Annotated in this window: 20 protein-coding genes; 8 read left to right on the forward strand and 12 right to left on the reverse strand. The window is 74.0% G+C overall.

The annotated features are described in order from the left end of the window. Positions 1-99: 99 nt before the first annotated feature. On the forward strand, positions 100-1,314 hold the full coding sequence (locus tag E1287_RS08820) for a YncE family protein (protein WP_131964363.1): 1,215 nt from the start codon (positions 100-102) through the stop codon (positions 1,312-1,314). A gap of 12 nt (positions 1,315-1,326) precedes the next feature. On the opposite strand, the gene E1287_RS08825 is transcribed toward E1287_RS08820, so the two are convergent. From E1287_RS08825 to E1287_RS08875, 11 genes are all read right to left on the reverse strand, one after another. Then, positions 1,327-4,398: a BTAD domain-containing putative transcriptional regulator gene (locus tag E1287_RS08825; protein WP_131964364.1), complete on the reverse strand. Its 3,072-nt coding sequence runs from the start codon at positions 4,396-4,398 to the stop codon at positions 1,327-1,329. A gap of 79 nt (positions 4,399-4,477) precedes the next feature. Beyond that, entirely contained in the window at positions 4,478-4,942 is a 465-nt protein-coding gene (locus E1287_RS08830) for a pilus assembly protein TadG-related protein (protein WP_131964365.1), read from the reverse strand. Next, positions 4,939-5,379: a TadE family protein gene (locus tag E1287_RS08835; protein WP_243718753.1), complete on the reverse strand. Its 441-nt coding sequence runs from the start codon at positions 5,377-5,379 to the stop codon at positions 4,939-4,941. Before E1287_RS08835 ends, E1287_RS08830 begins: the two co-directional genes overlap by 4 nt. Then, positions 5,376-5,768 carry a TadE family protein gene (locus tag E1287_RS08840; RefSeq protein WP_131964366.1) on the reverse strand — a complete coding sequence of 131 codons (393 nt, stop codon included), beginning with the start codon at positions 5,766-5,768 and terminating at the stop codon, positions 5,376-5,378. The genes E1287_RS08835 and E1287_RS08840 overlap by 4 nt, the downstream gene beginning before the upstream one ends. Before the next feature lie 29 nt (positions 5,769-5,797). Continuing rightward, a complete protein-coding gene (locus E1287_RS08845; RefSeq protein WP_131964367.1) occupies positions 5,798-6,019 on the reverse strand; it encodes a hypothetical protein in 222 nt (73 codons plus the stop codon). 54 nt (positions 6,020-6,073) lie between these two features. Then, positions 6,074-7,003 carry a type II secretion system F family protein gene (locus E1287_RS08850; RefSeq protein ID WP_243718755.1) on the reverse strand — a complete coding sequence of 310 codons (930 nt, stop codon included), beginning with the start codon at positions 7,001-7,003 and terminating at the stop codon, positions 6,074-6,076. Continuing rightward, positions 7,000-7,995 (reverse strand): type II secretion system F family protein, encoded by a 996-nt coding sequence (locus E1287_RS08855; RefSeq protein WP_131964368.1) that lies wholly within the window; start codon positions 7,993-7,995, stop codon positions 7,000-7,002. Before E1287_RS08855 ends, E1287_RS08850 begins: the two co-directional genes overlap by 4 nt. Then, complete coding sequence (locus E1287_RS08860; protein ID WP_131964369.1) at positions 7,995-9,293, reverse strand: ATPase, T2SS/T4P/T4SS family; 1,299 nt, start codon at positions 9,291-9,293, stop codon at positions 7,995-7,997. The genes E1287_RS08855 and E1287_RS08860 overlap by 1 nt, the downstream gene beginning before the upstream one ends. Then, a complete protein-coding gene (locus E1287_RS08865) occupies positions 9,294-10,232 on the reverse strand; it encodes a hypothetical protein (protein ID WP_243718759.1) in 939 nt (312 codons plus the stop codon). Positions 10,233-10,234: 2 nt separating this feature from the next. Next, positions 10,235-11,152 (reverse strand): hypothetical protein, encoded by a 918-nt coding sequence (locus tag E1287_RS08870; protein ID WP_131964370.1) that lies wholly within the window; start codon positions 11,150-11,152, stop codon positions 10,235-10,237. Between the two features lie 243 nt (positions 11,153-11,395). Continuing rightward, the gene (locus tag E1287_RS08875) at positions 11,396-12,121 is read right to left on the reverse strand and encodes a TetR/AcrR family transcriptional regulator (RefSeq protein ID WP_131964371.1); all 726 of its coding nucleotides are present in this window, start codon (positions 12,119-12,121) and stop codon (positions 11,396-11,398) included. A 112-nt stretch (positions 12,122-12,233) separates the two neighbouring features. Between E1287_RS08875 and E1287_RS08880 the strand changes: the two genes are divergently transcribed. The 5 genes from E1287_RS08880 to E1287_RS08900 all read left to right on the forward strand — a co-directional run bounded on the left by E1287_RS08880 (position 12,234) and on the right by E1287_RS08900 (position 22,696). After that, positions 12,234-13,175, forward strand: coding sequence for an NAD-dependent epimerase/dehydratase family protein (locus E1287_RS08880; RefSeq protein WP_131964372.1), 942 nt, complete (start codon positions 12,234-12,236; stop codon positions 13,173-13,175). Between the two features lie 37 nt (positions 13,176-13,212). Beyond that, positions 13,213-17,538 carry an FtsK/SpoIIIE domain-containing protein gene (locus E1287_RS08885; RefSeq protein ID WP_131964373.1) on the forward strand — a complete coding sequence of 1,442 codons (4,326 nt, stop codon included), beginning with the start codon at positions 13,213-13,215 and terminating at the stop codon, positions 17,536-17,538. Positions 17,539-18,112: 574 nt separating this feature from the next. After that, positions 18,113-19,882 (forward strand): biotin carboxylase N-terminal domain-containing protein, encoded by a 1,770-nt coding sequence (locus E1287_RS08890; RefSeq protein WP_131964374.1) that lies wholly within the window; start codon positions 18,113-18,115, stop codon positions 19,880-19,882. A gap of 71 nt (positions 19,883-19,953) precedes the next feature. Next, the gene (locus tag E1287_RS08895) at positions 19,954-21,333 is read left to right on the forward strand and encodes a hypothetical protein (protein WP_131964375.1); all 1,380 of its coding nucleotides are present in this window, start codon (positions 19,954-19,956) and stop codon (positions 21,331-21,333) included. A 376-nt stretch (positions 21,334-21,709) separates the two neighbouring features. After that, positions 21,710-22,696: a sensor histidine kinase gene (locus tag E1287_RS08900; RefSeq protein WP_131964376.1), complete on the forward strand. Its 987-nt coding sequence runs from the start codon at positions 21,710-21,712 to the stop codon at positions 22,694-22,696. Position 22,697: 1 nt separating this feature from the next. Here the strand turns inward: E1287_RS08900 and E1287_RS08905 are convergent, their stop codons facing one another. Beyond that, positions 22,698-23,357: a response regulator transcription factor gene (locus tag E1287_RS08905; RefSeq protein WP_131964377.1), complete on the reverse strand. Its 660-nt coding sequence runs from the start codon at positions 23,355-23,357 to the stop codon at positions 22,698-22,700. Positions 23,358-23,669: 312 nt separating this feature from the next. Here E1287_RS08905 and E1287_RS08910 point away from each other — a divergent pair, with 312 nt between their 5' ends. Both E1287_RS08910 and E1287_RS08915 read left to right on the forward strand, forming a co-directional pair. Continuing rightward, positions 23,670-24,131: a CBS domain-containing protein gene (locus tag E1287_RS08910; protein ID WP_131964378.1), complete on the forward strand. Its 462-nt coding sequence runs from the start codon at positions 23,670-23,672 to the stop codon at positions 24,129-24,131. 31 nt (positions 24,132-24,162) lie between these two features. Continuing rightward, positions 24,163-25,443, forward strand: a complete 1,281-nt coding sequence (locus E1287_RS08915; RefSeq protein WP_131964379.1) for an ArsB/NhaD family transporter — start codon at positions 24,163-24,165, stop codon at positions 25,441-25,443. Positions 25,444-25,458 lie beyond the last annotated feature (15 nt).

Genomic DNA, 25,458 nt, shown 5'->3' on the forward strand with positions numbered 1-25,458 from the left:
CCCTCGTGCCGGCAGCGAACGCGAACACGTTTTGCAATTAGTCGGACACTCGGAGTCGTCGCTCGGTATGGTCCCCGCGGTGATGGGGGGAGACCGCGCATGGGAGCTCACGAGGGACGATCACGCGCCGCCGCGGTCCCGCTCGCCGCGGCCCTCGCGCTGACCGGCGGCGTGCTCGCCGGGTGCGAGTCGCCCGTCCCGTTCTACCGGCCCGGGGAGGGATCCCCGGGCGGCCCGGTGGTCGGGCTCGGCGGGCCCGCGCCGTATTCGAGCGTCCGCCCGGGCACCGGCCCGTCCGCGCCCCAGCCCGACCCGCCGGGCGGCGGGGCGCCGGTCGGCGGACCCGTCTACGCCGCCACCGGTCCCGGCATGATCGCGCCGACCGCGCAGGGGATGCCGGCGCGGCTGTACGTCGCGAACGGGCGGGCCGTCGACGTGCTCGATCCGGTCACGCTCCGCCTCACCGGGCGCCTCCACACGGGGGCGGCGGCGTCGCGGGTGGTGCCGTCGTGGGACCTGCGGCGCCTGTGGGCCGTCGACCGCGCGAACGGCGTCCTCGTCTCGGTCGGGCCGCGCACCGGCAGGCTGGGCCTGCCGGTGAACGTGACGGGCGCCGGCGGGCTCTACTTCACGCCGGACGGGCGGGACGCGCTGGTCCTCGCCCGCGGGCCGCGCCGCATCGACGTCCGCGACCCGCAGACGATGCTGCTGAAGGCGTCGGTGCCGATGCCGTGCGCCGCCGGGCACGCCGACTTCACGCTGGACGGGGCGTCGCTCGTCACGACCTGCAGGTCCGCCGGTGGGATCGCGCAGGTGCATCTCGCCGGCCACGCCGTCACGGGGACGATCCGCCTGCCGGGCGGGGCCCGTCCCGGCGACCTGCGGTTGTCGCCGAACGGCGCCGTGTTCTACGTGGCGGACGCCGTCAGCGGCGGGGTGTGGCTCGTGGACGCCCGCCGGTTCGCCCTGGTGGGGTTCGTCCCGACCGCGCCGGGCGCGCGCGGCCTGGCGATCAGCAGGGACGCGCGCCGGCTGTTCGTCGTCGGCGGCGGCGTCCTCACCGCGATCGACTTCGCGACCCGGCGCGTCACGGCCCGGTGGCCGCTGCCGGGCGGCGGCTCGCCCGCGCCCGGCGGGGTGTCGTCGGACGGGACGGCGCTGTGGCTCGTCGACCCGACGGGCCTCGTCTACGCCGTGGACACCCGGACGGGGCACGTCCTGCGGAAGGTCATGGTCGAGGGACGTCCGATGGGGCTGACCGTCCACCCGCAGCCGGGCCGGTACTCGCTCGGAGGCACCGGCCTTCACCGGTAAGCCCTCCGCGGGTCAGCGGGAGCCGACGCCGTGCCAGTCGGGGAGGAGTTCCTCCATGAGCGCCTCCGTCTGGGGCTGGAGCCGGTCGTAGACCGGGTCGCGGGCGATGCGGCCGCGCAGCTCGTCCACGACGACCTGCACCTGCGCGACGTCGCCGGTGGCGTGGGTCGCGCGGAGCAGGTCGCGCCACAGGCCCTCGTCCTCGGGCGCGAGCCGCAGCCCGGCGCGCGCCGCGCCGACCGCGCCGCGCGCGTCGCCCTCGTCCAGCCGGAGCACGACGAGCCGGTGCGCGACGTCGATGACCCGCGCGGACGACTCGTACTCCAGGTCGTGGTCGGCGAGCCACGCGTACCGGCCGCGCGGCCGCCCGGCGAGGAGCGGGCCGCGGACGAGGTCCAGCGCGTACGCCATGTAGGCGGTCTCGGACGCGGGCTCCGCCGCCGACCGCCACACCAGCCAGCGGAACACGGCCAGGTCGACGCGCACCTCCGAGCCGAGCCTGATCCGGCCGCGGTCGTCGTAGTACAGGTTCGGGCGGCCGCGCGCGTCCCGGCCGAGCCAGTCCGACACCCGCGCCACGGACGCGTCGCGGACGGCCGCGCTCACCCCGCGCGGCCAGATCGCCCCGGACAGCACCGTCGGGTGGACGCCCTCCGGATGCGCGGCCAGGTAGACGAGCAGCTCGGTGCAGAGTTCGCGGCGGCTCTCGTCCATCGGGCCCGGCGCCTCGACCTCGATCGGGCCGAGCAGCCGGATCTCGACCGACGACTGCTGCGCGGTCGGCGGCTCCGCGCCGCCGGCCAGGCCGGGCAGCTCGACGGAGTCGAGCCGGTTCGCGGCCCGGAACAGCTGGAACACGCGGCGGTAGGCGTCGTCCGGGACGAGCTGCGCGTCGACGTCGAAGCCGAGCACGCCCGCCTGGAGGCGTCCGGCGGCGTCGACGTCCCACGTCCAGGTGGCGCCCTGCACGTCGCCGGGGACGAGGTACCCGGCGGCCATCCGGGTGCCGGTGCGGGCGAGCGCGACGAGCCGGTCCGCGTCCCGCTCCGACGGCCGGTCCGCCATGATCAGGTAGTGCGGCATCCACGCCTCGCCGAACACGCCGCGGCAGCGTCCGGTGAGCACCGAGTCGACCCCGGACGCGGCGAGCGCCTGCCGGACCTCCTCGCTGCGTCCCTCCAGCTCGGGCAGCGCGTCCGCGAGCGTGGGAACGGACCGGACCCGGTCCGGCGCGATCTCCGCCAGCCCCTCGCCGAGCTCGCCGTCGAACCCGACGAGCGTGATCCGCATGTGGTCGGACCAGCGGTTGGTGGCCAGCTCGATCGCGATCGCGGACAGCGCCGCCCGGCGGACGTCCTCGGGCCCGCGCAGCGCGATCAGCCCGTGCGCGGCCTCCAGGTCGACGAGAATGCGGCCGCTGTCGTTCGTGCCGATGGAGACCAGGCCGGGGTACGGGGCGAGGACATCGCCGAGGTCGGACGCCTCGAGCCCGGCGAGCGTGTCGCCGTGCAGCCGCCACACCTGGCCGTCGTCGAACGCCTGCCACGGTGCGGGCGGGTTCCGGTCGGCCGGCGCGATCCACAGGTCGAGGCTCTGGGAGCCGCCGATGTGCACGCCGTACACGGTCGGCAGCGCCCGGCCGCCCGCCGCCATCGACTTCGACAGATGCCGCAGCCCGAGATCCAGGAGCCGGGTCGCGTCGTCGTCGGCGCCGAGCCGCAGCGCCCGCTCCGCGTCCGCCGCCCCGCCCTCCGGCCGGACGATCATGTGCCCGGACGCGCGGTTCCACATCTGGGCGCGGCGGCGCCGTCCGAGCACGGCGAGCAGCCCGGCGGCGAGCAGCGCCGACGCCGCGAGCCCGTGCGGCCAGCCGACGTCGAACCGTCCGCCGGACTCCTCTTCCTGACCGGACCCCTGACCGGGCACCGACGCGCCGCCGCTGCCGGCCGTCCCGTCCATCTCCCCGGACGGGCCTGACGGCTGCGACGCCGGAGGCCGCGAGGCAGGCGGCTGCGAAGCTGGCGGTTGCGACGCCGGGGGCTGGGAGGCGGGTGGCTTTGAGGCTGGCGGCTGCGACGCCGGAGGTTGGGTCGCCGGAGGTTGGGAGGTCGGCGGCTTCGCGGTCGCCGGTGGGGCGGGCTGCTGCGGTTTCGGGTCGGGCGCCGGAGTGGTCGGCGCCGACTCGCGCGGCTGCTCCGGCTGCTCCGGCTTCTGCTCGGGCTTCTCCGGCTGGGCGGGCCGCTCCGGCTTCTCGGGCTTGTCGGGGACGGCGTGGCCGTACCGGTAATAGTCCTTGAGGTCCTTGGCGGGGATGACCTTGGCGCCCTTGGCGTCCGCGGGCATCTCCAGGATCCAGCCCGGACGGATCAGGCTGGCGATGGTGAGCCGCGTCCCGTCCGGCTGGATGTGGTTCTTGTTGAGCGCGAAGATCTCCTTGTACCGGCGGCCCTCGCCCAGGCACTTCTCGGCGATCTCCCAGAGGCTCTCGTGGTGGCGTCCCTCCGGCGGCTGCACCCGGTAGATCTTCGTGGTGGCCGACTCGTCGATCAGGTTCTCGGAGACGGACGTCTCGGCCCGGTCGGTGAGGTTCGTGCTCTGCGGCGGGGCCGGGGGCGGCTGGAACTCCTGCGCCTGCGTCTGCGCCGGGGGGCGCTGCGACAGGCCGCCGCCGCCCGAGAACGCGGGCACGATCACCGACGTCGCGGAGAACAGCAGCAGCGCGGCGACGACGAGGCGGTGCACCAGCGACTGCGTCCCGCCCGCCAGCGGCACCCGCGCCGGGACGCCGACGCCGCGGACACCCGCGTACACCTCGACGATCACGCACGCGGCGAGCTGGATCCACGCGAGCCACACCAGCGCGACCAGGATGCCGATGAGCGCGCCGGGACCCACCCGGTTCGTCAGGTCGGACGCGGTGGGCATGTCGTCCGGCAGCGGCGACCCGAACAGGATCAGCAGCGCGGCCGGGACGCCCGCCATCAGCACCGTCAGCGCGGCGAGCGCGCAGATCCCCGCCAGAACATCGCCCGCGCTGCGCCGCCGGACCCGGACCGGTGCCCGTCGCCCATGTCCTGTCACCATCGCGCCCCTGCCGTTCGCCGGTCGCCGCCTGCCGTGCGCTTGGACGTCGCACTCATCGTAGGACTGTTTCGGCCGCGGCTCACGGGTCGATTCCTCCGGGGTCCGGGCCTCCCGTGACGGGATGCGCGGTCGCGCCCGACGTCATCTGGAACTCGCCGAAGCCGGGGATGATCCCGAGCAGCTGCGGCCGGACGGTGATCTGGACGGTCACGGCCACCTCCTCCTCGTCGGCGTCGCACTGGGAGGCGGTCACCTGGTCGCGGTAGGCGGCGAGCAGGTCGCACGCGGCGGCGCGGGCCCGGCCGGGATCGAGGACGGGCTCGCCCGTCCGCCGGAGCTCGTCGGTGTCGATCTGGTTGGCGCCCGCGCGGGCGGCCTGCTCGGCCATGTCCGCGGCGCGCTGGCGCGCGTGGATGGCGAGGCCGCCGTCCACCAGCAGCCCGGCCAGCAGGAGGACGATGGGCGTGAACAGGACCGTGTACAGCGCGATCGTCCCCTGGTCCCGCCCGGCGGGCCGGCTGAAGCGCGCGATGAGCCGTCTCATTCGCCGTCCCCGGTGTCCGTGCCCCGGAACGTGAACGTGTCGATGGGGGCGATCGCCTCGCCCTGGAGCCGCTTGGTGCCTGGCAGCCCGATGAACGACAGGTCGCCGAGGTCGACGTCGCAGGTGATCGTCACGCCGACACGGCCGCCGGGCCGCCAGTCGGACACGTCGGTCACCACGCTCGGCCCGCCGGCGCACCATCTGCTGCCCCTGAGCCCCGCGGCGGCGGTGTCGGCGGCGAACGCCTGCGCGGACGGGGCGCTGCGGGCGATGGACGCCGCGCGCACCGCGTCCCGGGCGGCGCCGTCCACCTGGCTCTGCGCGTCCACCATCCGGCCGGCGGCGGCGAGGAACAGCAAGAACGCGACGAAGATGGGCGTCACCAGCACCATCTCCAGGGACATGGACCCGCGGTCCGGGAGTTCGACCGCCCTCATGGCCCGGCACCCCGCTCGCAGGCGGTGCCGTCGCCGACGTCCGGGCGGAAGCATTCGATCGGTCCCTGGGAGCGCTGCGAGACGTGGAACTTCATGAACGGGATGACGGACACCGCGGTCCCGCTGACCTCGACCCAGCGTTCGTCCCCGGCCTCGCCCGTCCGGACGTCGAGGCCGTCCAGCAACTCGGGGCCGATGGCGCGCGCGTCGCCCGCGGCCTTCGCGGCCGCGGCGCCCTCCCAACCGCCGCCGACCGGCGAGGTCCGCGCGACGCGGGCGCCCGACTGCGCCGCCGCGAGCGCGACATGGCGGGCGTGGAACACCATCGCGAACTGCACCACGATGAGCATCAACAGGATGAGGACGGGAGTGAGCAGCGCCCACTCCATCGACGACACCCCGGCGTCCGAGCGGAGCGTCAGCCGGTGTTGATGGTGTTGGCCTTGTCCGTGACCTTCTTGGTGATGACGGCGCCGATCGTGATGGCGAGCAGCGCCAGGATCGCGGTGATGATCGCCCACTCGATGGCGGACGCGCCCTTGCTGCGCTCCTCCTCGGAGCGGAGCCGGGCGAGCCGTGCGCTCGCCATGGCGCGCAGATAGGCGACGAACGGATCGTTGAACGGGTTGTGCTGACTCATCGGGGCACCTCCAGTGGGCCGTCTCGGCGGTGTCGGCATTCTCGGCGGCGGGCGTCATGAGGCGAGCACCCGGATCAGGGCCGGGTAGGCCAGGAAGATCAGGAATCCGGCGCACAGGAACAGCTGCGCGACCAGCATCGACTGGGAGCGCTCGCCTGCCTTGCCCTCCAGCTCGGACAGCTCGCGGCTGCGCATCGACGCGGCGCGGGCGGAGAGGGACTTGCGGATCTGCGCGCCGTCGTCGGCGACGAGCGCGAGCGCCCCGGCGAGGTCGCGCAGCTCGGAGATGTCGAGCTCCTCGCCGAGCCGGCCGAGCGACTGCCACGGCGTCTGCCCGGTGATGCGGGCGTTGGCCAGGGCGTCGCGGATGCGGTGCATCGCCCAGCCCTCCCCGACGTTCGACGCGGTCATCAGCGCCTCGGGGACGCCGCGTCCGCCCGCCAGGTTCATCGAGACGAGGTCGAGGAACGCGCCGACGACGTGCCGGAAGTCCTGCCTGCGGGCCTGCGCCTCCTGCCGGAGTTGCAGGTCGGGAAAGAAGAAGAAGATCGCGGCGAACAGCACGCAGATCCAGACCGGGACGGCGACCGACGAGCCGAGCCCGAGCAGCGTGAAGTACGCGACGATCAGCGGGACGAACAGCAGCGCGGCGGCGGGCAGCAGGAACTTCGTCGCGAGGAACCCCTCCAGGGACCGCTCGGTGATGGCGAGGTCGGCGCGGACGGAGCGCAGCCGCCAGCCGCGCGCCTCGCAGACCCTGGCCAGCTCACGCCCGAGCCTGGCGCGGATGCCGCCCACCTTCTCCAGCGTCGGGGAGAGCCGTCCGGCCTGCTGCTCCTCCAGGTCGCGGCGGCGGCGGGTGGCGTCGAGCGCGGCCATCCGGGCGGCGAGGCCGGGACGCTGCGGGAACAGCGCCCGGACGAGGACGTACAGGCCGAGCCCGACGACCGCGCCCGCGATCATCGCGGCGTTCAGGCCGTTCACGGGGCACCACCGCCGCCCGCGTCCCCTGCTTTAGACGGAGTGTGGCGGCCGCGCAGGGGAAGCTCTTGCGGGCCGGCGCCGTCGCCTTGCCAGCCCGCGACGGTGCTCGGCACCTCGCCCGGCACGCCCGGCTGGACGGCCTTGCGCGGCTCGCTGAGGAACCGTCCCGGCAGCTCGTACTTCGACAGCCGCCGCAGCCACAGGAACGCGGCGCCGTACAGCGCGACGACGACGCACAGGACGAGCTGCCCCACGAAGTCGTCGTACGGCTCGACGTAGGAGTGGTTGAACACGGCGAGGGCGAGGGCCGTCCCGACCGAGACGGCCACGACGATCCGGACGCTGCGCCGGGTGGACCGCCGGTCGGCCTCCACGCGGCGCCGCATGTCCAGCTCGGCGCGGGCCGAGTTCGCCAGCGCGCTGAGCATGTCGCGCAGGCCGGGGCCGCGGAGCTTGGAGTTCAGGATCAGCGCGGCGATCACCAGGTCGGCGGACGGGTCGTCCAGGTCGTCGGCGAACCGGCGCAGCGCGTCCGGCATCGGGACGCGGGTGTGCAGCCGGTCGACGAGGTTGCGGAGCGGCTGCTGCAGCGCGGGCGCGGCGGCGCGCTGCGAGGCGGGGATGGCCTGTTCGAGGCCGACGGCCCCGGCGATGGTGTCGCGGAGCGACTCCGTCCAGGCGGCGAGGCCCTCCAGGCGCATCATGGACCTGCGCTCCTCGGCGGCGCCGCCCGCGAGGCCGCTCCAGGCGAGGACGAGCGCGCCGGTCCCGGCGGCGGCGATCGGCCAGCGCGTCACGACCAGCACGGCCATGCCGACGATGACGGCGGTGGCGGTGCGGGTCGTGAACGTCCTGACGAGGTCCTCGCGGCTGCGCCCGCGGGCGGGTCCGGACCGCGCCGGCAGCCCGCGCAGCGCCGCGACCAGCAGGATCAGCCCGCCGCCCGCCACCGCGCCCGCGACGATGGCGAGGAGCACGTCCGGCGTGTACATCACCAGCCTCCGGCGGACGGGTCGTAGCCGTGATCGGCGAGCTCGGCGATGCACGAGATCGGCGCGGACGGGACGGCGTACCCGCCCGCCCCGAGCGCGAACACCTCCGACGACAGGACCCGCCCGTCCACGCCGGTGACCTCCCGGACGCTGGACACGTAGCGGCGCAGCCGCCCGCCGGAGGCGTAGTCGTTGCGCTTCTCGATGAACACGACGAAGTCGATCGCGCCCGCGATCAGCATGTGGGTCGCTTCGACGGGCAGGCGCTCGTCCGACTGGATCGCATACGTGGCGATGCGGTTGAAGACCTCGACCGAGGAGTTCGCGTGGATGGTCGACAGCGACCCGTCGTTGCCCTGCGACATCGCGTTCAGCATCGTGACGATCTCGTCGCCGAGCACCTCGCCGACGATCACGCGGGACGGGTTCATCCGCAGCGACCGGCGGACCAGCTCCGCCATCGTGATCGCGCCCTGCCCCTCGGAGTTCGGCAGCCGCTGCTCGAACGCGACGCAGTTCGGGTGCAGCTCGGGGAAGGCGTCCAGGCCGAGCTCCAGCGCCCGTTCGACGGTGATGAGCCGCTCGCTCGCCGGGATCTCGTTCGCGACGGCGCGCAGCAGCGTCGTCTTCCCCGCGTTGGTCGCGCCCGCGATCATGATGTTCTTGCGGGCGAGCACGGCGGCGCGGAAGAACAGCCCGATCTCCTGCGAGAACGTGCCGTTGCCGACCAGGTCGGCGAGGAACACCTTGCCGAGGCGGGCGCGCCGGATGGACAGCGCCGGGCGGACGGTCACGTCCATGATCGCGGAGAGCCGGGAGCCGTCCGGGAGCCGCAGGTCGAGCTGGGGGTTGGCGGTGTCGAACGGGCGCGACGACAGCCCGCTGTAGGCGGCGAGGATCTGGATCAGCTCGACCAGCTCCTCGTCGCTCTCGGCGACCGGCTCGCCCATCACCTCGCGCCCGTCGGCGTAGCCGATGAACACGCGGTCGCAGCCGTTGACGTCGATGTTCTCGATCTCGGGGTCCTCGAGGAGGGGCTGGAGCCGGCCGACGCCGAACAGCGCCGCGTGCACCCCGGCCGCGAGCGCCTCCTCCTCTTCGGCGTTCGGCGGGCGCCGCCCGGAGGTGATCTCGCCGCGCGCGAACTCCTCCAGCACCTGGCCGATGAGCGCGCGGGCGAACTGCCGCTCGTCCTCCCCGGACATCGGCGGCAGCCCGTTCGCGGCGTCCAGCCTGCGCTGCTGCGCCAGCCGGTCGCCGACCTCCTGCCGGAGGCGCTTGACGAGCCCGTGGTCCATCTACCGCCTCCCTTCCGCAGGCGCCGGCGCGTGCGCGGGCGGCGGCGCGGAAGCAGGCGGTGATGCCGGCGGCGATTCGTTCTGCGCGGACGGCGGGTTCTGCGCGGACGGCGGTGGCAGCGCGAGCGGCCGTCCGGACGGGATGCGTCCGACGAGGTCGCCGGCGACCTCGCGGGCGGAGCGGATCAGCAGCGAACGGTCCAGGCGACCGCCCCAGCGGCCGGAGAGCAGCTCGGCGCCCTTCGGGTCGAGGGCCAGGCCGCCGAGGACGGTCACGTCCGCCGGCGGCGGGCCCTGCGCCGGGTCGGGGGCGGGGCCGCGGTGCCTGGCGCCCGCGAGGATGCGGTCGACCTCGGCGATCGAGCCGCGGAAGTCGCGCGGGTCGGCGAGGACGAGCACGCCGACGGGCGGGCCGCCGCGCAGCTCCGCCGTCAGCGCCGCGACGCGTTCGCGCAGGTGGGCGACCTGCTCCAGGGTGGCGCGGGTGAGCAGCACGACGAGGTCGGCCTCGCGCAGCAGGCCGAGCAGCGGCGTGTCCGCGCCGAGCCGCCCGCAGTCGGCGATCACGTCGACGGGCGCGAGCCCGGCGAACGCGCGCCCGAGCGGGCCCCACAGCCAGGTCATCGCCTGCGCCTGCTCGGCGTTGGTGATCCCGACGAGCACGTCGAGGCCGCCGACGAGCCGCTGGCAGTGCTCGGCGATCTGGTCGGGCCGCAGGCCGCGGCGCGCGGTGGCGGCGAGGCTGAGCAGCCCGCGGGACGGGTTCAGCATGCCCTCCGCGCCTTCGCCGTCCTGCGCCGGGAGCCGGTACACGAGGTCGCCGCCCGCCTGGTCGCACTCCGCGACCAGCACCGGACGCGGCCACACGGCGCCGAGGGCGACGGCGGCCGTCGTGACGCCCGGCGCCCCCTTGTCGGCAGCGAGCGCGATGAGTGCCACCGTCAGTTACCGCCCGTGCCTGGATCCGGTGCGCCGCCGCCTCCCGAGGGAACGGGCACGGTCCCGCCGGGGCTCTGCGTCCCGCCGGGGTTCTGGGTGGTGCCGGGGTTCTGGGTGGCGCCGGGTCCGGGGGTCTGCTGGTCGCCGGGCTTGCCGGGCGCGGGCGCGGCGGGCGGCGGGGCGGCGTTCGCCCCGGCGGGGATCAGCGCGACCGCGATCGTCCCGGCGGAGGCCGCCTGCGTGACCAGCGCCGCGTCCGCGGGCGGGACGGCGACGTCCACGTTGGTCTGCTCGGAGCGGAGCCGGGCGCCGCCGAGGCCGCCGCTCCCGCCGTCGTCGCCGCTCATGCCGACGACGATCGCGTCCTGGGACAGGACCGTTCCGGGACGCGGCCCGCCGTTCGTCGCGCCGCCGACCGCGTAGAGCATGACGTGCCGGCCGACGCTGACGCCGGTGTCGCCGCCGCCGGACGGGAACTGGCCCGGTTTCAGCGCGAGCCCGACGATCAGGCGCCCGCTCGACGGGGCGTCCGCCGGGCTGATCATGGAGTTGGTCAGCAGCGCGCCCTTGACCAGCGGGACGGCCGCGATGTGGCGGGTCACCTTCGCCCGCTCCGTCCAGTCGAGGTACTGGATCCCGGTGTCGCCGACCTGGACCTCTTCGAGCGCGCTCGCCGGGATCGCCTGCCCGGCCGCGACCGGCTGGGCGATCCGGATCGCCGACACCCGCTCGCCGCTCGCCATCACGAGGTACGCGCTGGCGAGGGCGCCGCCGAGGATGAGCAGCAGCGCGAGCGCCGCCAGGGCCGGTTTGCGTTCGCGCGGGGAGGAGGGGAGCCGCTGCCCGCCGGACGTGCCGAGCCCCGTGCCGCCGAGCCCCGCCGCCCCACCGCCGGAGATGGTCGCCTGGTTGGACTTCATCGCGCCCTGCTTCCCGCCCTCCCGCAGACCCCGTCCGACGGGGTCCCCGCATCACCGAGCGATCCATGCTTGCGGGGGCGGCAAGGTCACGTCAATGGATTCGGTGAACGCGTGCCGTCCCGTCTCCGGGCATAGTGCGATGACCTGCGAAGTCGTCGGTCACTCCGGTTTTTACCATCAGTCACATCCGTCACTGACCACATTGTGGACACCCGAATGCCGCCGGGCGCCGCCCGGCACGCGTCAGGGTTTCAGGCCGATGAGGCGCGCGAGGAGCGTCATGGTGTGGTCGAAGTAGCCGGCGCGTGCCGTTTCGTCGATCACGTTGGCGTATTGGCCGAACACCTCAAAGCTGACAGTTCCATATAGACCGGCCCACGCCGTGAGGGCGCGGGCGATCACGTCGTCGGGGGCGTCCATGTGGACGATGGCGCGCACGCGCTCCAGGCCCTCCACGAACGAGGGAGTCTGGGGCGGGCGCGGCACGTCCGGCACGTCCAGATCGATGGCCCCCGCGGCGTGCGCCTCGGTGACGATCCGGGCGAACACGACCGTGTCGCGGACGGCGGCGGTGACGGTGTCGTCCGGCGCCTCGTAGCCGGGGACGGGCGACCCGTACAGCAGGGCGTACTCGTGCGGATGCGCGAGCGCCCATTCCCGGATGGCCCTGCACACGGCGAGCCATCGTCCGGCGAAGTCGTCCGCGCCGCCCTCGGCGTGCCGGGCGTCGGCGCGCTCGGCCGCCTCGCCGATCGCGTTGTACCCGTCGATGATCAGCGCGGTGAGCAGGTCGTCGCGGCTCGGGACGTACCGGTAGATCGCCGAGGACACCATGCCCAGCTCGCGGGCGACCGCGCGCAGCGACAGCCCGCCCGCCCCCTCGGTGGCCAGATGCCGCCGGGCCGTCTCCGTGATCTCCCGGATCAGCTCCGCCCGAACCCGTTCCCGTGCCGTGCGAACCGCGCTCATGGCCCGATGCTAGCAGAGCGTCGCCCCAAAACCAGAGCACTGCTCTTGACATCGCCGCTCGCACAGGAGAGCATTGCTCTCGTAACGGAGCACCGAACACTAGGAGAGCATCATGGGCAAGCACGTGATCGTCGGAGCTGGCCAGGTCGGCGCCCACCTGGCCGGACGGCTCGTCGAGCGCGGGCACGACGTCGTCGTCGTGACCCGGTCCGGCTCGGGGCCGGACGGCGTCGAGCGGATCGCCGCCGACGTGACCGACCAGGCCCGGCTGACCGGGATCGCCGCGGGCGCCGACGCGCTCTACAACTGCGTCAACCCGCGCTACCACCGCTGGACGCAGGACTGGCCGCCGATGGCGTCGTCCTTCCTGGGCACCGCCGAGGCCACCGGAGCGGTCCTGGTGACGCTGAGCAACCTCTACATCTACGGGCCGGTGGACGGTCCGATGACCGAGGACCTGCCGCTCGCCGCGACCGGCGCCAAGGGCCGGGTGCGGGTCAAGATGTGGCAGGACGCGCTGGCCGCGCACCAGGCGGGCCGCATCCGGATGACCGAGCTGCGCGGGGCCGACTACTACGGCCCGGGGAGCACCGACCAGGCGTACATCGGCGAGGTCCGGTTCGTGAAGCCGCTGCTGGCGGGCAAGCGGGTGTCGTTCATGAGCGACCCGTCCGTCCCGCACGCCTGGACGTACACGCCGGACGTCGCCGAGGCCCTCGCCATCGCCGGGACGGACGAGCGCGCGTGGGGACGGCCCTGGCACGTCCCGACCGCCCCGGCCGTGTCCACGCTCGACGTCGCCGAGCGGCTGTGCGAGATCGCGGGCGCCCCGGCCCCGCGCGTCTCCGAACTGCCGCGGCCTGTCTTCAACGCGATCGGGCTGTTCTCGCCGATGATGAAGGAGCTGCGCGAGACGCGGTACCAGTTCGACAAGCCGTACGTGCTGGACTCCTCGGCGTTCCAGTCCACGTTCGGGATGGCGCCGACCCCGCTGGACGACGGACTCAAGGCGATCATCGCCGCCCACCGCGAGCGGACGCCCGCTCCTCATTAAGCTGAGCCCTTGTCCTGACGGCATCGGAGGGCACGGAATGCGGATCTCGTTCACGGCACTCACGGGCGCGGGACCGCGCGATGTCGTGATGGACGTCGACTCCGAGGCCACCGTGGACGGCGTCGCGCAGTCGCTCACCGCCCTCCTCGACGGCCGGACTCACCGCCTGGCCAACGACGCCCTCCTGGACACCGGCGAGCTGCCGAGGCCGGACGAGCTGCTGAGGTCGGGAGGCCGCGCGGGACGTCCGCGGCGGGCCCTGTGGATGGACGGGCGGATGCTCGACCCGGAGGCCCTCGCCGTCAAGGAGCTGCGGGACGGCGCGGTCGTCGCGGTCGAGCGGCGCGGCGCCGCCGCCACCGTCCTCGCCGAGCCGACCGGGCTGGTCGAGGTGCGGGTCGTCGGCGGCCCGGCGGCCGGATCGGTGCACCGGCTCGGCCTCGGGGTCAGCACGATCGGGTCCGGCCGGGACGTGGACGTGGTGCTGGACGATCCGTCCGTCCCGGCGCGGTCGCTGCGGCTCACGGTCGGGCGGGAGACCGTCCAGGTCGAGGCGTCCGAGCCGACGATGCGAGGCGCCGCCGAACTGGACGGGACGCCGCTGGCCGCGACCGCGATCTGGCCGGCGGGCGGCCGGCTGCGGGTGGGCTCCAGCGTCCTGGCGCTCGGTCCGAGCGGCGCGCCCGACGCCCACCTGGAGCCCCTGCCGGAGGGCGGCCTCGCGTTCGACCGGCCGCCCCGCCCGCGACCCGTGTTCCATGTCAGGAGGCTGGACGTCCCGGAGCGTCCCGAGCAGGGGCCGCTCGATCGGCTCCGGGTGTTCGGACGCAGGTCCCTGAAGGAGTTCGGCCGCAGGTCCGCCGAGTTCGACGCCGAACTGGAACGGCTGCGCCGCGAGGACGAGGCCGAACGGCGCGCCCTGCATCCCGACCCGGCGGAGATCCTGCTCACCGCGACCGGGCCCCGGCGGCGGCTGTGGGAGCGCCGCCGCGGCGACCCCGACGTCCTGCAGCTGCGGATCGGCCTCGCCGACCTGCCCGCCCGGATCGAGTTCACCGGCGACACCGCCCGCCTTCCGCCCGTGGACGCCAGGTTGGTGCCGGTGACGGTGCCGCTGGCCGAGCTGGGCGTCGTCGGGGTGGCCGGTCCGCGCCGCGCGTCCCGCGCGCTGGCCCGGTGGACGGTCGCGCAGGCCGCCGTGCTGCACAGCCCCCGCGACCTGGCCATCGTCGTCCTGGCCGCCGACCGGGACGCCGGGGACGAGTGGAACTGGGTGCGGTGGCTGCCGCACTGCGCGCCCCGCGAGGGCGAGGACTGCGTCGCTCTCGTCGGCACCGACCCCGAATCGGCCGCGCACCGCGTCACCGAGCTGGCGATCCGCCTCACCGAGCGGCGGCGCGCCGCCGACCAGGCGGAACCGGTCCCCTACGACATCCTGATCGTGCTGGACGGGGCGCGCACCCTGCGCCGCATACCCGGGATGCCGATGCTCCTGTCGCGCGGCGCCGAGTTCGGCCTGTACGGCATCTGCGTGGACGACGACGAGCGCCTGCTCCCCGAGGAATGCCGTGCCGCGGCCGTGTGGGACCCGCAGAACCCCGCGACGGTCCGCCTCCGGGGCCCGGGATACGACTTCCCCGTCCTGGCCGACCAGGTCTCGCCCACCTGGACCGACCGGGTGGCGCGTGCACTGGCGCCCGTCCGGGACGTGCCGCGCGAGGCCGCCGCAGACCCGGTCCCGGCGGACGTGCGGCTTCTGGACGTCCTCGACATGCCGGAGCCCACGGCCGACCACATCCTCCGGACGTGGACGCGCACGGGAGGCCGGACGGCCCGCGTCCCCATCGGCGCCGGCACCTCACGCCTGCCGTACGAGCTCGACCTGCGCGCGGACGGGCCGCACGCCCTCGTCGCGGGAGCCGCGGGCGCGGGCACGTCGGAACTGCTGCGGACGCTCATCGCGTCCCTCGCCGCCGCGAACCGTCCCGACGAGATGACGTTCGTCCTGATCGGCACCGACGGCGGCGCCAGGTTCGGGGAGTGCGCCCGCCTCCCCCACACGGTCGGCGTGGTCACCGGCCTGGACGACGGGCACGCCGCCGAACGCGCGCTGGAGTCGCTCTCCGCCGAACTCCGGCGCCGGGAGGACGTCCTGCTCGACGCGGGCGTGAAGGACATCGACGGCTACGACCGGCTGCGTCGCGGGAGGCCCGATCTGGCGCCCGTGCCGCGTCTCGTCCTGGCCGTGGACGAGTTCGCCGCGATGGCCGCCGACGTGCCCGAGTTCGTGACGGGCCTGGTCGACATCGGGCGGCGCGGGCGGCCCCTCGGCGTCCATCTGGTCCTCGCCACCAGGCGTCCCGCCGGGGCCGCCGGAATCGCCGCCGACGCCGACGTGCGGATCGCGCTGCGCGTCACCGGCCCGGACGAGTCCACCGAGGTCCTCGGTTCACCGGAAGCCGCGCAGATCTCCAAGTCCACCCCTGGACGCTGCTACATCCGCTCTGGCGGGTCGCCGCCGCGGGCCGTCCAGGTGGCGCGGGTCAGCGGCCGCCGATCCGGGGCCGGGGCCGCCGGACGCGGAGCCACCGTCGTCCCGCTCCCCTGGCAGAGCCTCGGACACCCGCTGCCCGACCCCCGCAAGGCCCTGGGAGCGGACGACGACGCCACCGACCTCGGCGTTCTCGTCCAGGCGATCGACGAGGCCGCCCGCCGCGCGGGCATCGTGCGGGAGCCGTCGCCGTGGCTGAACCCGCTGCCGGAGCGGTTCACGCTGACGCCCCGGAACGCCGCGGGCGGCTCCGTCGTGGACGTCCCGCCGATCCCGTTCGGCGTGACCGACCTGCCCGCCGTCCAGTCCCGCGAGGATCTGGCCCTGGATCTCACGTCCGGAGGCCACCTGTACATCGCCGGGTCCGTCCGATCGGGCCGCTCCACCGCCCTGCGGACGATCGCCGGGTCCCTCGCCGCCGCCTGCTCCCCCTACGACGCGCACCTGTACGCCATCGACTGCGGCGCGAACGCGCTGCTGCCGCTGACGTCCCTCCCGCACTGCGGCGCGGTCGTCGCCCGCGACCGGCTCGACCGCTGCGACCGGCTCCTCACCGCGCTCACCGCCGAGACCGCGCGGCGCCGGCGGGTGCTCGCCGAGGCGGGCTTCGCGTCCCTCGCCGAGCAGCGCGCCTCCGTCGCCGCCACCGACCGCCTCCCCTGGATGGTGCTGCTGCTCGACGGCTGGGAGGTGTTCCTCGGCGCGTTCGAGCACTACGACCAGGGCCGCCTCGTCGACGAGACGATCCGGCTCCTGGACGAGGGCGCCGCCGTGGGCCTGCGCGCCGTGGTCACCGGCGACCGCTCCGGCCTCGGCGGGCAGATCTCCGCCGCCTTCGGCCGCCGCCTCCTCCTGCGCATGGACGACCCGGACGACTACGGCTACGGCGGCCTCAAGGACAGGCAGGTCCCCACCGCCATGCCGCCCGGCCGCGCCCTCGAACCGGCCGGGCCGGACGCCCCGCCGCGCGAGTCGCAGATCGGGCTGCTGGCGGACGACCCGTCCGGCGCCGCGCAGGGCGCCGCGCTCCAGGAGATCGCCCGCACCTGCGTGTCCCGCTACGGCCGCCTGCCCCGCCGCCGGCGCCCCCTGCGCGTGGACGAGCTTCCCGACCGCGTCACCTACCGCGAGGCGATGTCGCTGGAGCGCGAGTTCCTCGCCCCGTCCGCGCTGTGGGCGCTCGTCGGCGTCGGCGGCGACACCCTCGCGCCCGTGGGCGTCGACCTGCTCAACGACGGGCCGGGCTTCACCGTCGCGGGCCCGCCGCGCTCCGGCCGCTCCACCACGCTGCGGACGATCGTCCACTCGCTGCTGGACCCCGCGGTCGGCGGCGGCCTCGTCCCCGTCGTGCTGGTCACGCCGCGCCGCTCGCCGCTGCGCCTGCTGTCGGGGCATCCGGGCGTCCTCGGGCTGCTGACGTCCGGCGCCGGCCCGGCCGACCTCGCCGCCGCCATCGGCGACGAGCACCGCTACGCCGTGGTCGTGGACGACGCCGAACTCCTCGACCGGACCGGCCTGGACGACGCCCTCCGCGACGTCCTGCGCACCGCCCGCGACGGCGCGCACGCCGTCGTCGTCGGCGGCGCCACGGCCGACCTGGCGGGCGGCCGCCGCGGCTTCCTCACCGAGGCCCGCCGTTCCCGGTCGGGCGTCCTGCTGTCGGTCGAGTCCCCGGACGACGGCGACCTCTTCGGCCTGCGCCTTCCCCGCAACGCCCCGCTGGGCGGCCCCACCGGCCGCGGCCTGTTCATCGCCGCGGGCGCCGCCACCCAGGTGCAGGTGGCCCTCCCGCCTCCGGCCGGCGCGGACTGATCACGCATTCACCAGGGACGGCGGGTGCGGGTCCCGACCTCGGGGGGATGGGCCGGGACCCGCGGCTCATGGAGGCGTCGACCGGCGTCCGCCTCGATCGTTCCGCCGGGAGTCGCGGTCCCGGCCTTTCGCCTCGCAACGCTGGAACGTTTCCAGGCGGCGCCGAAAGAATGGCGACAGCCTACGCCGGGACGATCACATCGATCCAGTGCCGAACGGCGGATCGGCCTGCGTTAGGGGGCCTTTCCGCCCATGTGGGCGTGTCCGGATGTGGCCACATGCGCCTTCCAGGCGGTGCCGCGCACGCCTTGTGACGCACATAGTGACTCGTCGTCAAGTGTCATAAAGAAATGGGAGCCGCGCCGTCACGGACGGCGATCAGCAGGGTCGGCCGTCCGGCCCGTCCACCCGACGCCCCCGGAGGCCGAGCGGACGCACGCCACCGCCGCCGGGGAGACGCTTGCCGATGCGGACCCCCTACGCACCCTTAGATGTGCGCTCTTGGGGAGGGGCTTACGAAACCGCGGAACGGCGATTATCTAGACTGCGTGAGGTTGTGAGGGAGGAGACCCACGTGCGCAAGGTCCTGATCGCCAACCGCGGCGAGATCGCGGTCCGCATAGCCCGTGCCTGCCGGGACGCCGGGCTGGCCAGCGTCGCGGTGTACGCGGAGCCCGATCTGGACGCCCTGCACGTTCAGGTCGCCGACGAGGCGTTCACCCTCGGCGGGCAGACCGCCGCCGACAGCTACCTGAGCATCGAGAAGCTGCTGAAGGTCGCCGCCGAATCGGGCGCGGACGCCGTCCACCCCGGCTACGGGTTCCTCGCGGAGAACGCCGACTTCGCCAAGGCCGTGCAGGACGCCGGGCTGACGTGGATCGGCCCGCCGCCCGCCGCGATCACCGCGCTCGGCGACAAGGTGCAGGCCAGGCACATCGCCCAGAAGGTCGGCGCGCCGCTGGTCGCCGGGACCAAGGACCCGGTGTCCGGCGCGGACGAGGTCGTCGCGTTCGCCGAGGAGCACGGGCTGCCGATCGCGATCAAGGCCGCGTACGGCGGCGGCGGGCGCGGCCTGAAGGTCGCCCGGACGCTGGACGAGGTCCCGGACATGTACGAGTCCGCCGTCCGCGAGGCCGTCGGCGCGTTCGGGCGCGGCGAGTGCTTCGTGGAGCGGTATCTCGACAAGCCGCGGCACGTGGAGACGCAGTGCCTCGCCGACAAGCACGGCAACGTGGTCGTGGTGTCCACCCGCGACTGCTCGCTGCAGCGGCGGCACCAGAAGCTCGTCGAGGAGGCCCCGGCGCCGTACCTGTCGGACGAGCAGGTCGAACTGCTCTACCGCTCGTCCAAGGCCATCCTCAAAGAGGCCGGGTACGTCGGCGCCGGAACGTGCGAGTTCCTCGTCGGCCAGGACGGGACGATCTCCTTCCTGGAGGTCAACACCCGCCTCCAGGTCGAGCACCCCGTCACCGAGGAGGTCGCCGGGGTGGACCTCGTCCGGGAGATGTTCCGCATCGCCGACGGCGAGGAGCTCGGCTACGGCGACCCCGAACTGCGCGGGCACTCGATCGAGTTCCGGCTGAACGCCGAGGACGCGGGCCGCGGGTTCCTCCCCGCCGTCGGGACGCTCACCGCGTGGGAGCCGCCGACCGGCCCCGGCGTCCGCCTGGACACCGGCTACGAGGCGGGGCAGACCGTCCCGCAGGCGTTCGACTCCCTGATCGCCAAGCTGATCGTGACGGGCGCGACGCGGCGGCAGGCCGTCGAGCGGGCGTGCCGCGCGCTGGCGGAGTTCGTGATCGACGGGATGCCGACCGTGCTGCCGTTCCACCGCGCGGTCCTGGACGATCCGGCGTTCGTCCCTTCCGACGACGCGACGCCGTTCTCCGTCCACACCCGGTGGATAGAGACCGAGTTCGACAACCGGATCCCGCCGTACGAGACGCCCGCCGCGGGCGACGAGGCGGAGGAGGGCGAGCGGGAGCGCGTCACCGTCGAGGTCGGCGGGCGGCGTATCGAGGTCGTCCTGCCCGCGGGTCTCGGCGCCCTGCCGGGCGGGGCCGCCGGGGCGGCGCAGCCCGCGCGGCGGCGCGGCGGCAAGAAGGGCGGCGGCGCGCAGGCGTCCGGCGACTCCCTGGTCAGCCCGATGCAGGGCACCATCGTCAAGATCGTCGTCGAGGACGGCGCGACGGTGGCGGCCGGCGACACCGTGGTCGTGCTGGAGGCCATGAAGATGGAGCAGCCGATCACGGCGCACAAGGCCGGGACGCTCACCGGCCTGTCCGCCGAGGTCGGCCAGACCGTCTCCGCCGGCGCCGTCATCTGCGAGATCAAGGACAGCTGACCCCAGAACGGCCTGCACGAAATCCGTCTGCCGGAGGACGCATTCTGCCCCTATATGGGCAGACTGGAGGCATGAGCACCGACCACCGGGCCATCCGGGCGGCACGCCGGGGCGCCGTCTCGGCGATCGTCGCCGCCGTCGCCCTGCCGGCGTTCGCCTTCACCGCCCCCGCGCAGGCCGCCCAGGCGCAGCCCGCCGCAGCGCAGACCACCACGCAGACCACCGCGACGCAGACGACCGGCCGTTATGACAACGTCGGGCAGATCGCGAAGGGCCTGATCGACTCGCGGCTGTACGTGACGAGCGAGGCGGGGAACGTGCTGTCCCCGTCCGACCGGAACGAGATCACGTCGGCCCTCGGCGGCGACCGGGACGCCGACATCCGCGCCGTCGTCGTCGGGAACGGCGTCACCAAGAGCGAGGTCGGGCAGATGCTCCCGGCCGTCGCGGAGCGCGTCGGCAAGGGCGGGACGTACGTCGCCGTCACCGCCGACGGCAGCCGCATGGGCGCGATCTCCAAGAAGCTCGACAAGGAGGAGATCAACCAGCTCGTCACCCGCACGAACGGCACGCCGCTGAAGGACCGGCTGATCCAGTTCGGCGGCCTCGCGGAGCAGAAGGTCGACGACAAGGCCCGGTCCAGCGCGATCGGCATGTACGTGACGCTCGGCGTCCTGCTCATGGTCGTCGCGGTGGGCGCCGGCGGGTTCCTCGTCGTGCGCAAGCGGCGCCTCGACCGCGAGGCCCGGCAGATGGCCGACCTCAAGGCCGGCGTCGAGGAGGACGTGACGCTGCTCGGCGAGGACATCGCCCGCCTCGACCTCGACGTCATGGACAAGGGCCTCGACCCCGACACCCGCGCCGACTACGAGCACGCCATGAACTCCTACGACGAGGCCAAGCGGGAGACGGCGCGCGCAGCCAAGCCGCAGGACATGCAGGCCGTCACGACCGCGCTGGAGGACGGCCGCTACTACATGACCGCGACGCGCGCCCGGCTCGCCGACGAGCCGGTGCCGGAGCGGCGTGCGCCGTGCTTCTTCAACCCGCAGCACGGACCGTCCGTGGAGGACGTGACGTGGGCGCCGCCCGGCGGTGTCGAGCGTTCCGTCCCGGCGTGCGCGGCGGATGCGGAGGCCGTCCTTAAGGGGACGGACCCGGACGTCCGCATGGTGCCGTCCGGCGGTACCCGGCGGCCGTACTGGGACGCCGGCCCCGCCTACGGCCCCTACGCGGGCGGCTACTACTACGGCTACGGCGGGATCGACCTGCTCAGCGGCATGATGATCGGCACCATGCTCGGCTCGATGATGAGCGGCGGCTGGGGCGGCGGCTACGGCGGCGACGCAGCGGGCGCCGGCGCGGAAGGCGACGTCGGCGGCGGCTGGGACTTCGGCGGCGGCGACTTCGGCGGGGGGCTCGGCGGCGGCGGCGACTTCGGCGGCTTCTGACCGTCGTCCCGCACGACGGGGATCACCGCGTCGTGCGGGACGACGGCCACGAGCCCGGCGGCCAGTCCCCAGGGTCGCACCGCCTTGTCGACGTGCCCGACCAGTTCGGGATCGTCGCTGGTCTCCAGCAGCGCGGGCAAGGTCGCCCGACGCCACGACGACGATCGCGCCCAGCCCCAGGACCACGAGGGCCGCGCCGAGAACGTCCATCTGCCCCACCTCCGGCTCGGTCGCGGCTGCGCTCTCCTCCACCGTCGGCGATGGGGAGGGGCGCCGCCATCGGGCCGGGTGCCCATAACGCGCGGGGCCCATCGTGCAGGCGGGCGCGGGGTGTCCCGCATGGACAAACGCCGACGTCATGCGGTGACGTGGACCTATGAGCAGGACACCCGCGTCGGCGCTGTACTGGCGCATCCTCGGAATCAACGGGCTGATCTTCGCGGCGGGCACGGTGGCGCTGGCGGTCGCGCCCGTCACCGTGTCGTCGTTCGTCCTGCTGCGGGAGCTGCCCGTGCTGGTGGTGGGGCTCGCCGTGATGATGGCGGCGAACGCGGTGCTGCTGCGCGCCAGCCTGGCGCCGCTGGAGGGGCTCACCGCGCTGATGGCGCGGCTCGACTCGCTGCGCTCGGGCGACCGGCTGGCGACCGGACGCAACGGCGACCTGTTCCACCTGGTCGACCAGTTCAACGCGATGCTGGACCGGCTGGAGGCCGACCGCAGCACCAGCACCGCCGTGGTCCTGGACGCGCAGGAGGCCGAGCGCCGCCGCATCGCGCAGGAGCTGCACGACGAGATCGGGCAGAGCCTCACGGTCGTGCTGCTGGAGCTGAAGTCGGTGGTGAACCGGGCGCCGGAAGAGGTGGCGGAGGAGCTGCGCGGCGTGCAGGAGACCGTCCGGTCGAGCCTGGACGAGGTGCGCCAGGTGGCGCGGCGGCTGCGTCCGGGGGTCCTAGACGATCTCGGCCTGACCAGCGCGCTCACCGCGCTCGCCGCCGACTTCTCGGAGGCGGGCGGGCCGCGCGTGACGCGCCGCGTCCAGACCGGGCTGGAGGGTCTCGGCGCGGACGCCGAGCTGGTGATCTACCGGATCGCGCAGGAGGGCCTGACGAACGTGTGGCGGCATTCCGGTGCACGGAACGCGGAGCTGTCGCTGGCGCAGGACGACGACGGCCGCGTCGTCCTGCGGGTCGTGGACGACGGCTCGGGCCCGCCCACGGAGGTCGGCGCCGGGATCCATGGGATGCGGGAACGGGCGATGCTCATCGGCGCGCAGCTCACGATCGGCCCGTCCGGAAGCGGCGGCACGGGCACCGAGGTCAGGCTGGTCATCCCGCCGTCCGGCGCACGCCGGGCCGTGCCGTAGATCAGGGCTCGACGAGGCCGACGCGGATGGCGTACTTGGTCAGCTCCAGCCGGTCGCGCATGCCGAGCTTGCCGAGGATGTTCGCGCGATGCCGGTCGACCGTCTTCACGCTGATCGTGAGCGTCTCCGCGATCCGCTTGGACGAGTACCCCTCCGCGACCAGCTTGATGATCTCCTCCTCGCGCGGGGTGAGGACGCTGTCGGGGGCGTCGCCGTCCCGGTCCCGGGCCAGGTATTCGCGGATCAGCGCGGTCACGGCCGCCGGGTACAGGAACGGCTCGTCCCGCATCGCGGAGCGGACGGCGCTGAGCAGGTCCCGGTCGGCGACGGACTTCAGCACGTACCCGGACGCGCCCGCCTTCAGCGCCTCGAACAGGTACTGCTCGTTGTCGTACATCGAGAGGATCAGCGTCCGCACGGATGGGAACCGCCGCGAGATCTCCCGCGCGGCCTGCAGGCCCGTCATGCGCGGCATCGCGATGTCGAGGATCGCGAGGTCGACGCCGCCGCCCGCGCAGGCGTCGATCGCCTCGGCGCCGTCGGCGGCCTCGGCGACCACGGTCAGGTCGGGTTCGGCGTCCAGGATCAGGCGGAGCCCGCGGCGCACCAGCGCGTGGTCGTCGGCCAGCAGAATCCGGGTGGCGGACTCGCGCGTGTGCACCCGATCACCTCCGGTCTCGTCCTCATCCTAGGCTCGGGACACCGCGGGAGATTCCCGCCACCTGCAGATACATGATCCCTCCCCGCCGATATGGGGCCCGGACCCGATATCGGCGCGGGCCGCCGCCGCAAAGACTGGACAGCGTACGCAGAAAGGGGCGGACGCATGTCTCAGCGATTCAGCGGCGCACGCCGTCCCCCGCTCACGGCGCGACGGCGGCCGTCCTGCGACGGGCCGTTCCCCGGCGTCAGGAGGAGGGATCTATCAGCGCGAGGAGCAAGGCTCTCCGGGAGCCGGAAGGACACCGTCAGGATGCAAGCGCGGGACATCGCCGTACAGGTGCCGACCGTGACGTCGGACGACCCGATCGCCCACGCGATCCAGGTCATGGCGCTCGGCCGCCTGCCCGGGCTGATCGTGATCGACGAGGAGCAGCGGCCCCGGGTCGTGCTGCCGGGCACGCAGGTGCTCCGGCTCGCGGTGCCCGCCGCCTACCAGGAGGACCCCGCGTTGAGCCGGGCCGTGGACGAGGCGCACGCCGACGTCTTCTGGCACGAGCTCCGCGACAGGACGGTCGGCGACTGCCTCGGAACGCACACTCCCCGCCCGGTGATCGTCAAGGCGTCCGCGACGCTGCTGGAGCTCGCCACGCTGATGGCGCGCCAGCGCAGCCCGCTCGTCGCCGTGGTGGACGACGCCGGGCTCCTGGCGGGCGCGATCACGCTCGACCGGCTGCTGTCCGCGCTGGCGCTGGCCAGGCCGGACGACGGCTGACCCGGCGGTCCCGTGCGCATAGGGGCGTGCGGTGAGCGCTGCCGTAGCGCTCGGGATCTTCGTCGTCGCGTTCTTCTTCATCGCGACGGAGAAGGCCGACAAGGTCAAGGTCGTCCTGATCGCGGCCGGTGCGATGACGGTGCTCGGGCTGACCTCCGGCGGCGAGGTCTTCTTCTCCGAGCACGAGGGGATCGACTGGAACGTCATCTTCCTGCTGCTCGGCATGATGATCGTCGTCGGTGTGATCAAGGGCACCGGGCTGTTCGAGTACCTGGCGATCTGGGCGGCGAAGCGGTCGAAGGGCAGGCCGTACCGGCTGCTGGTGATGCTGATGGCCATCACCGCCGTGGCGTCGCCGTTCCTGGACAACGTCACCACGATCATGCTGGTGGCGCCGGTGACGGTGGTGGTCTGCGACCGGCTGCGCATCCCGGCCCAGCCGTATCTGATCGCGGAGGTGCTGGCGTCCAACATCGGCGGCGCCGCCACCCTGATCGGCGACCCGCCGAACATCATCATCGGCAGCCGCGCGGGGCTCACGTTCAACGACTTCCTCGTGCACATGACCCCGATCGTGATGATCATCTTCGTCACGTTCGTGGTGATGTCGCGGTGGATCTTCCGCAAGGCGTTCACCTACGACGAGCGGTACGTGGACGAGGTGATGGCGCTGGACGAGCGCAAGGCCATCACCGACCACGGGCTGCTGGCGCGGTGCCTGATCGTCCTCGGGCTGATCATCGTCGGGTTCTCGCTGCACTCGGTGCTGCACGTGGAGCCGTCGATCGTGGCGCTGGTCGGTGCGGGCGTCATGCTGCTGGTCACGAAGGTCGAGGTGGCGGACGTCCTCAAGGAGGTCGAATGGGGCGTCCTGGTGTTCTTCATGGGCCTGTTCGTGATGGTCGCGGGCCTCGGGCACACCGGCGTCATCGAGGGCATCGGCGAATGGGCCGCGGACGCGATCGGCGACAACTACTTCGCCGCCGCCACCAGCCTGGTGTTCGGGTCCGCCGTGCTCGGCGCGTTCTTCGACAACATCCCGTACACGGCGACGATGGCGCCGATCGTGGAGGGGATGGCCGAGGGCGCCGACCCGCAGACCGCGGACGCGCTGTGGTGGTCGTTCGCGCTCGGCGCCGACTTCGGCGGGAACGGGACGGCGGTCGCCGCGAGCGCCAACGTCGTCGCGATCGGCATCGCCGCCAGGACCGGTCACCCGATCAGCTTCTGGCAGTTCACCCGCTACGGGATCGGCATCACGGTCGTGAGCACCGTGATGGCGTGGGCGTACGTGGCGCTGCGCTACTTCTGACGCGGGGGTGGCCGG

The organism is Actinomadura sp. KC06 (assembly GCF_004348735.1).
GTDB lineage: Bacteria > Actinomycetota > Actinomycetes > Streptosporangiales > Streptosporangiaceae > Spirillospora.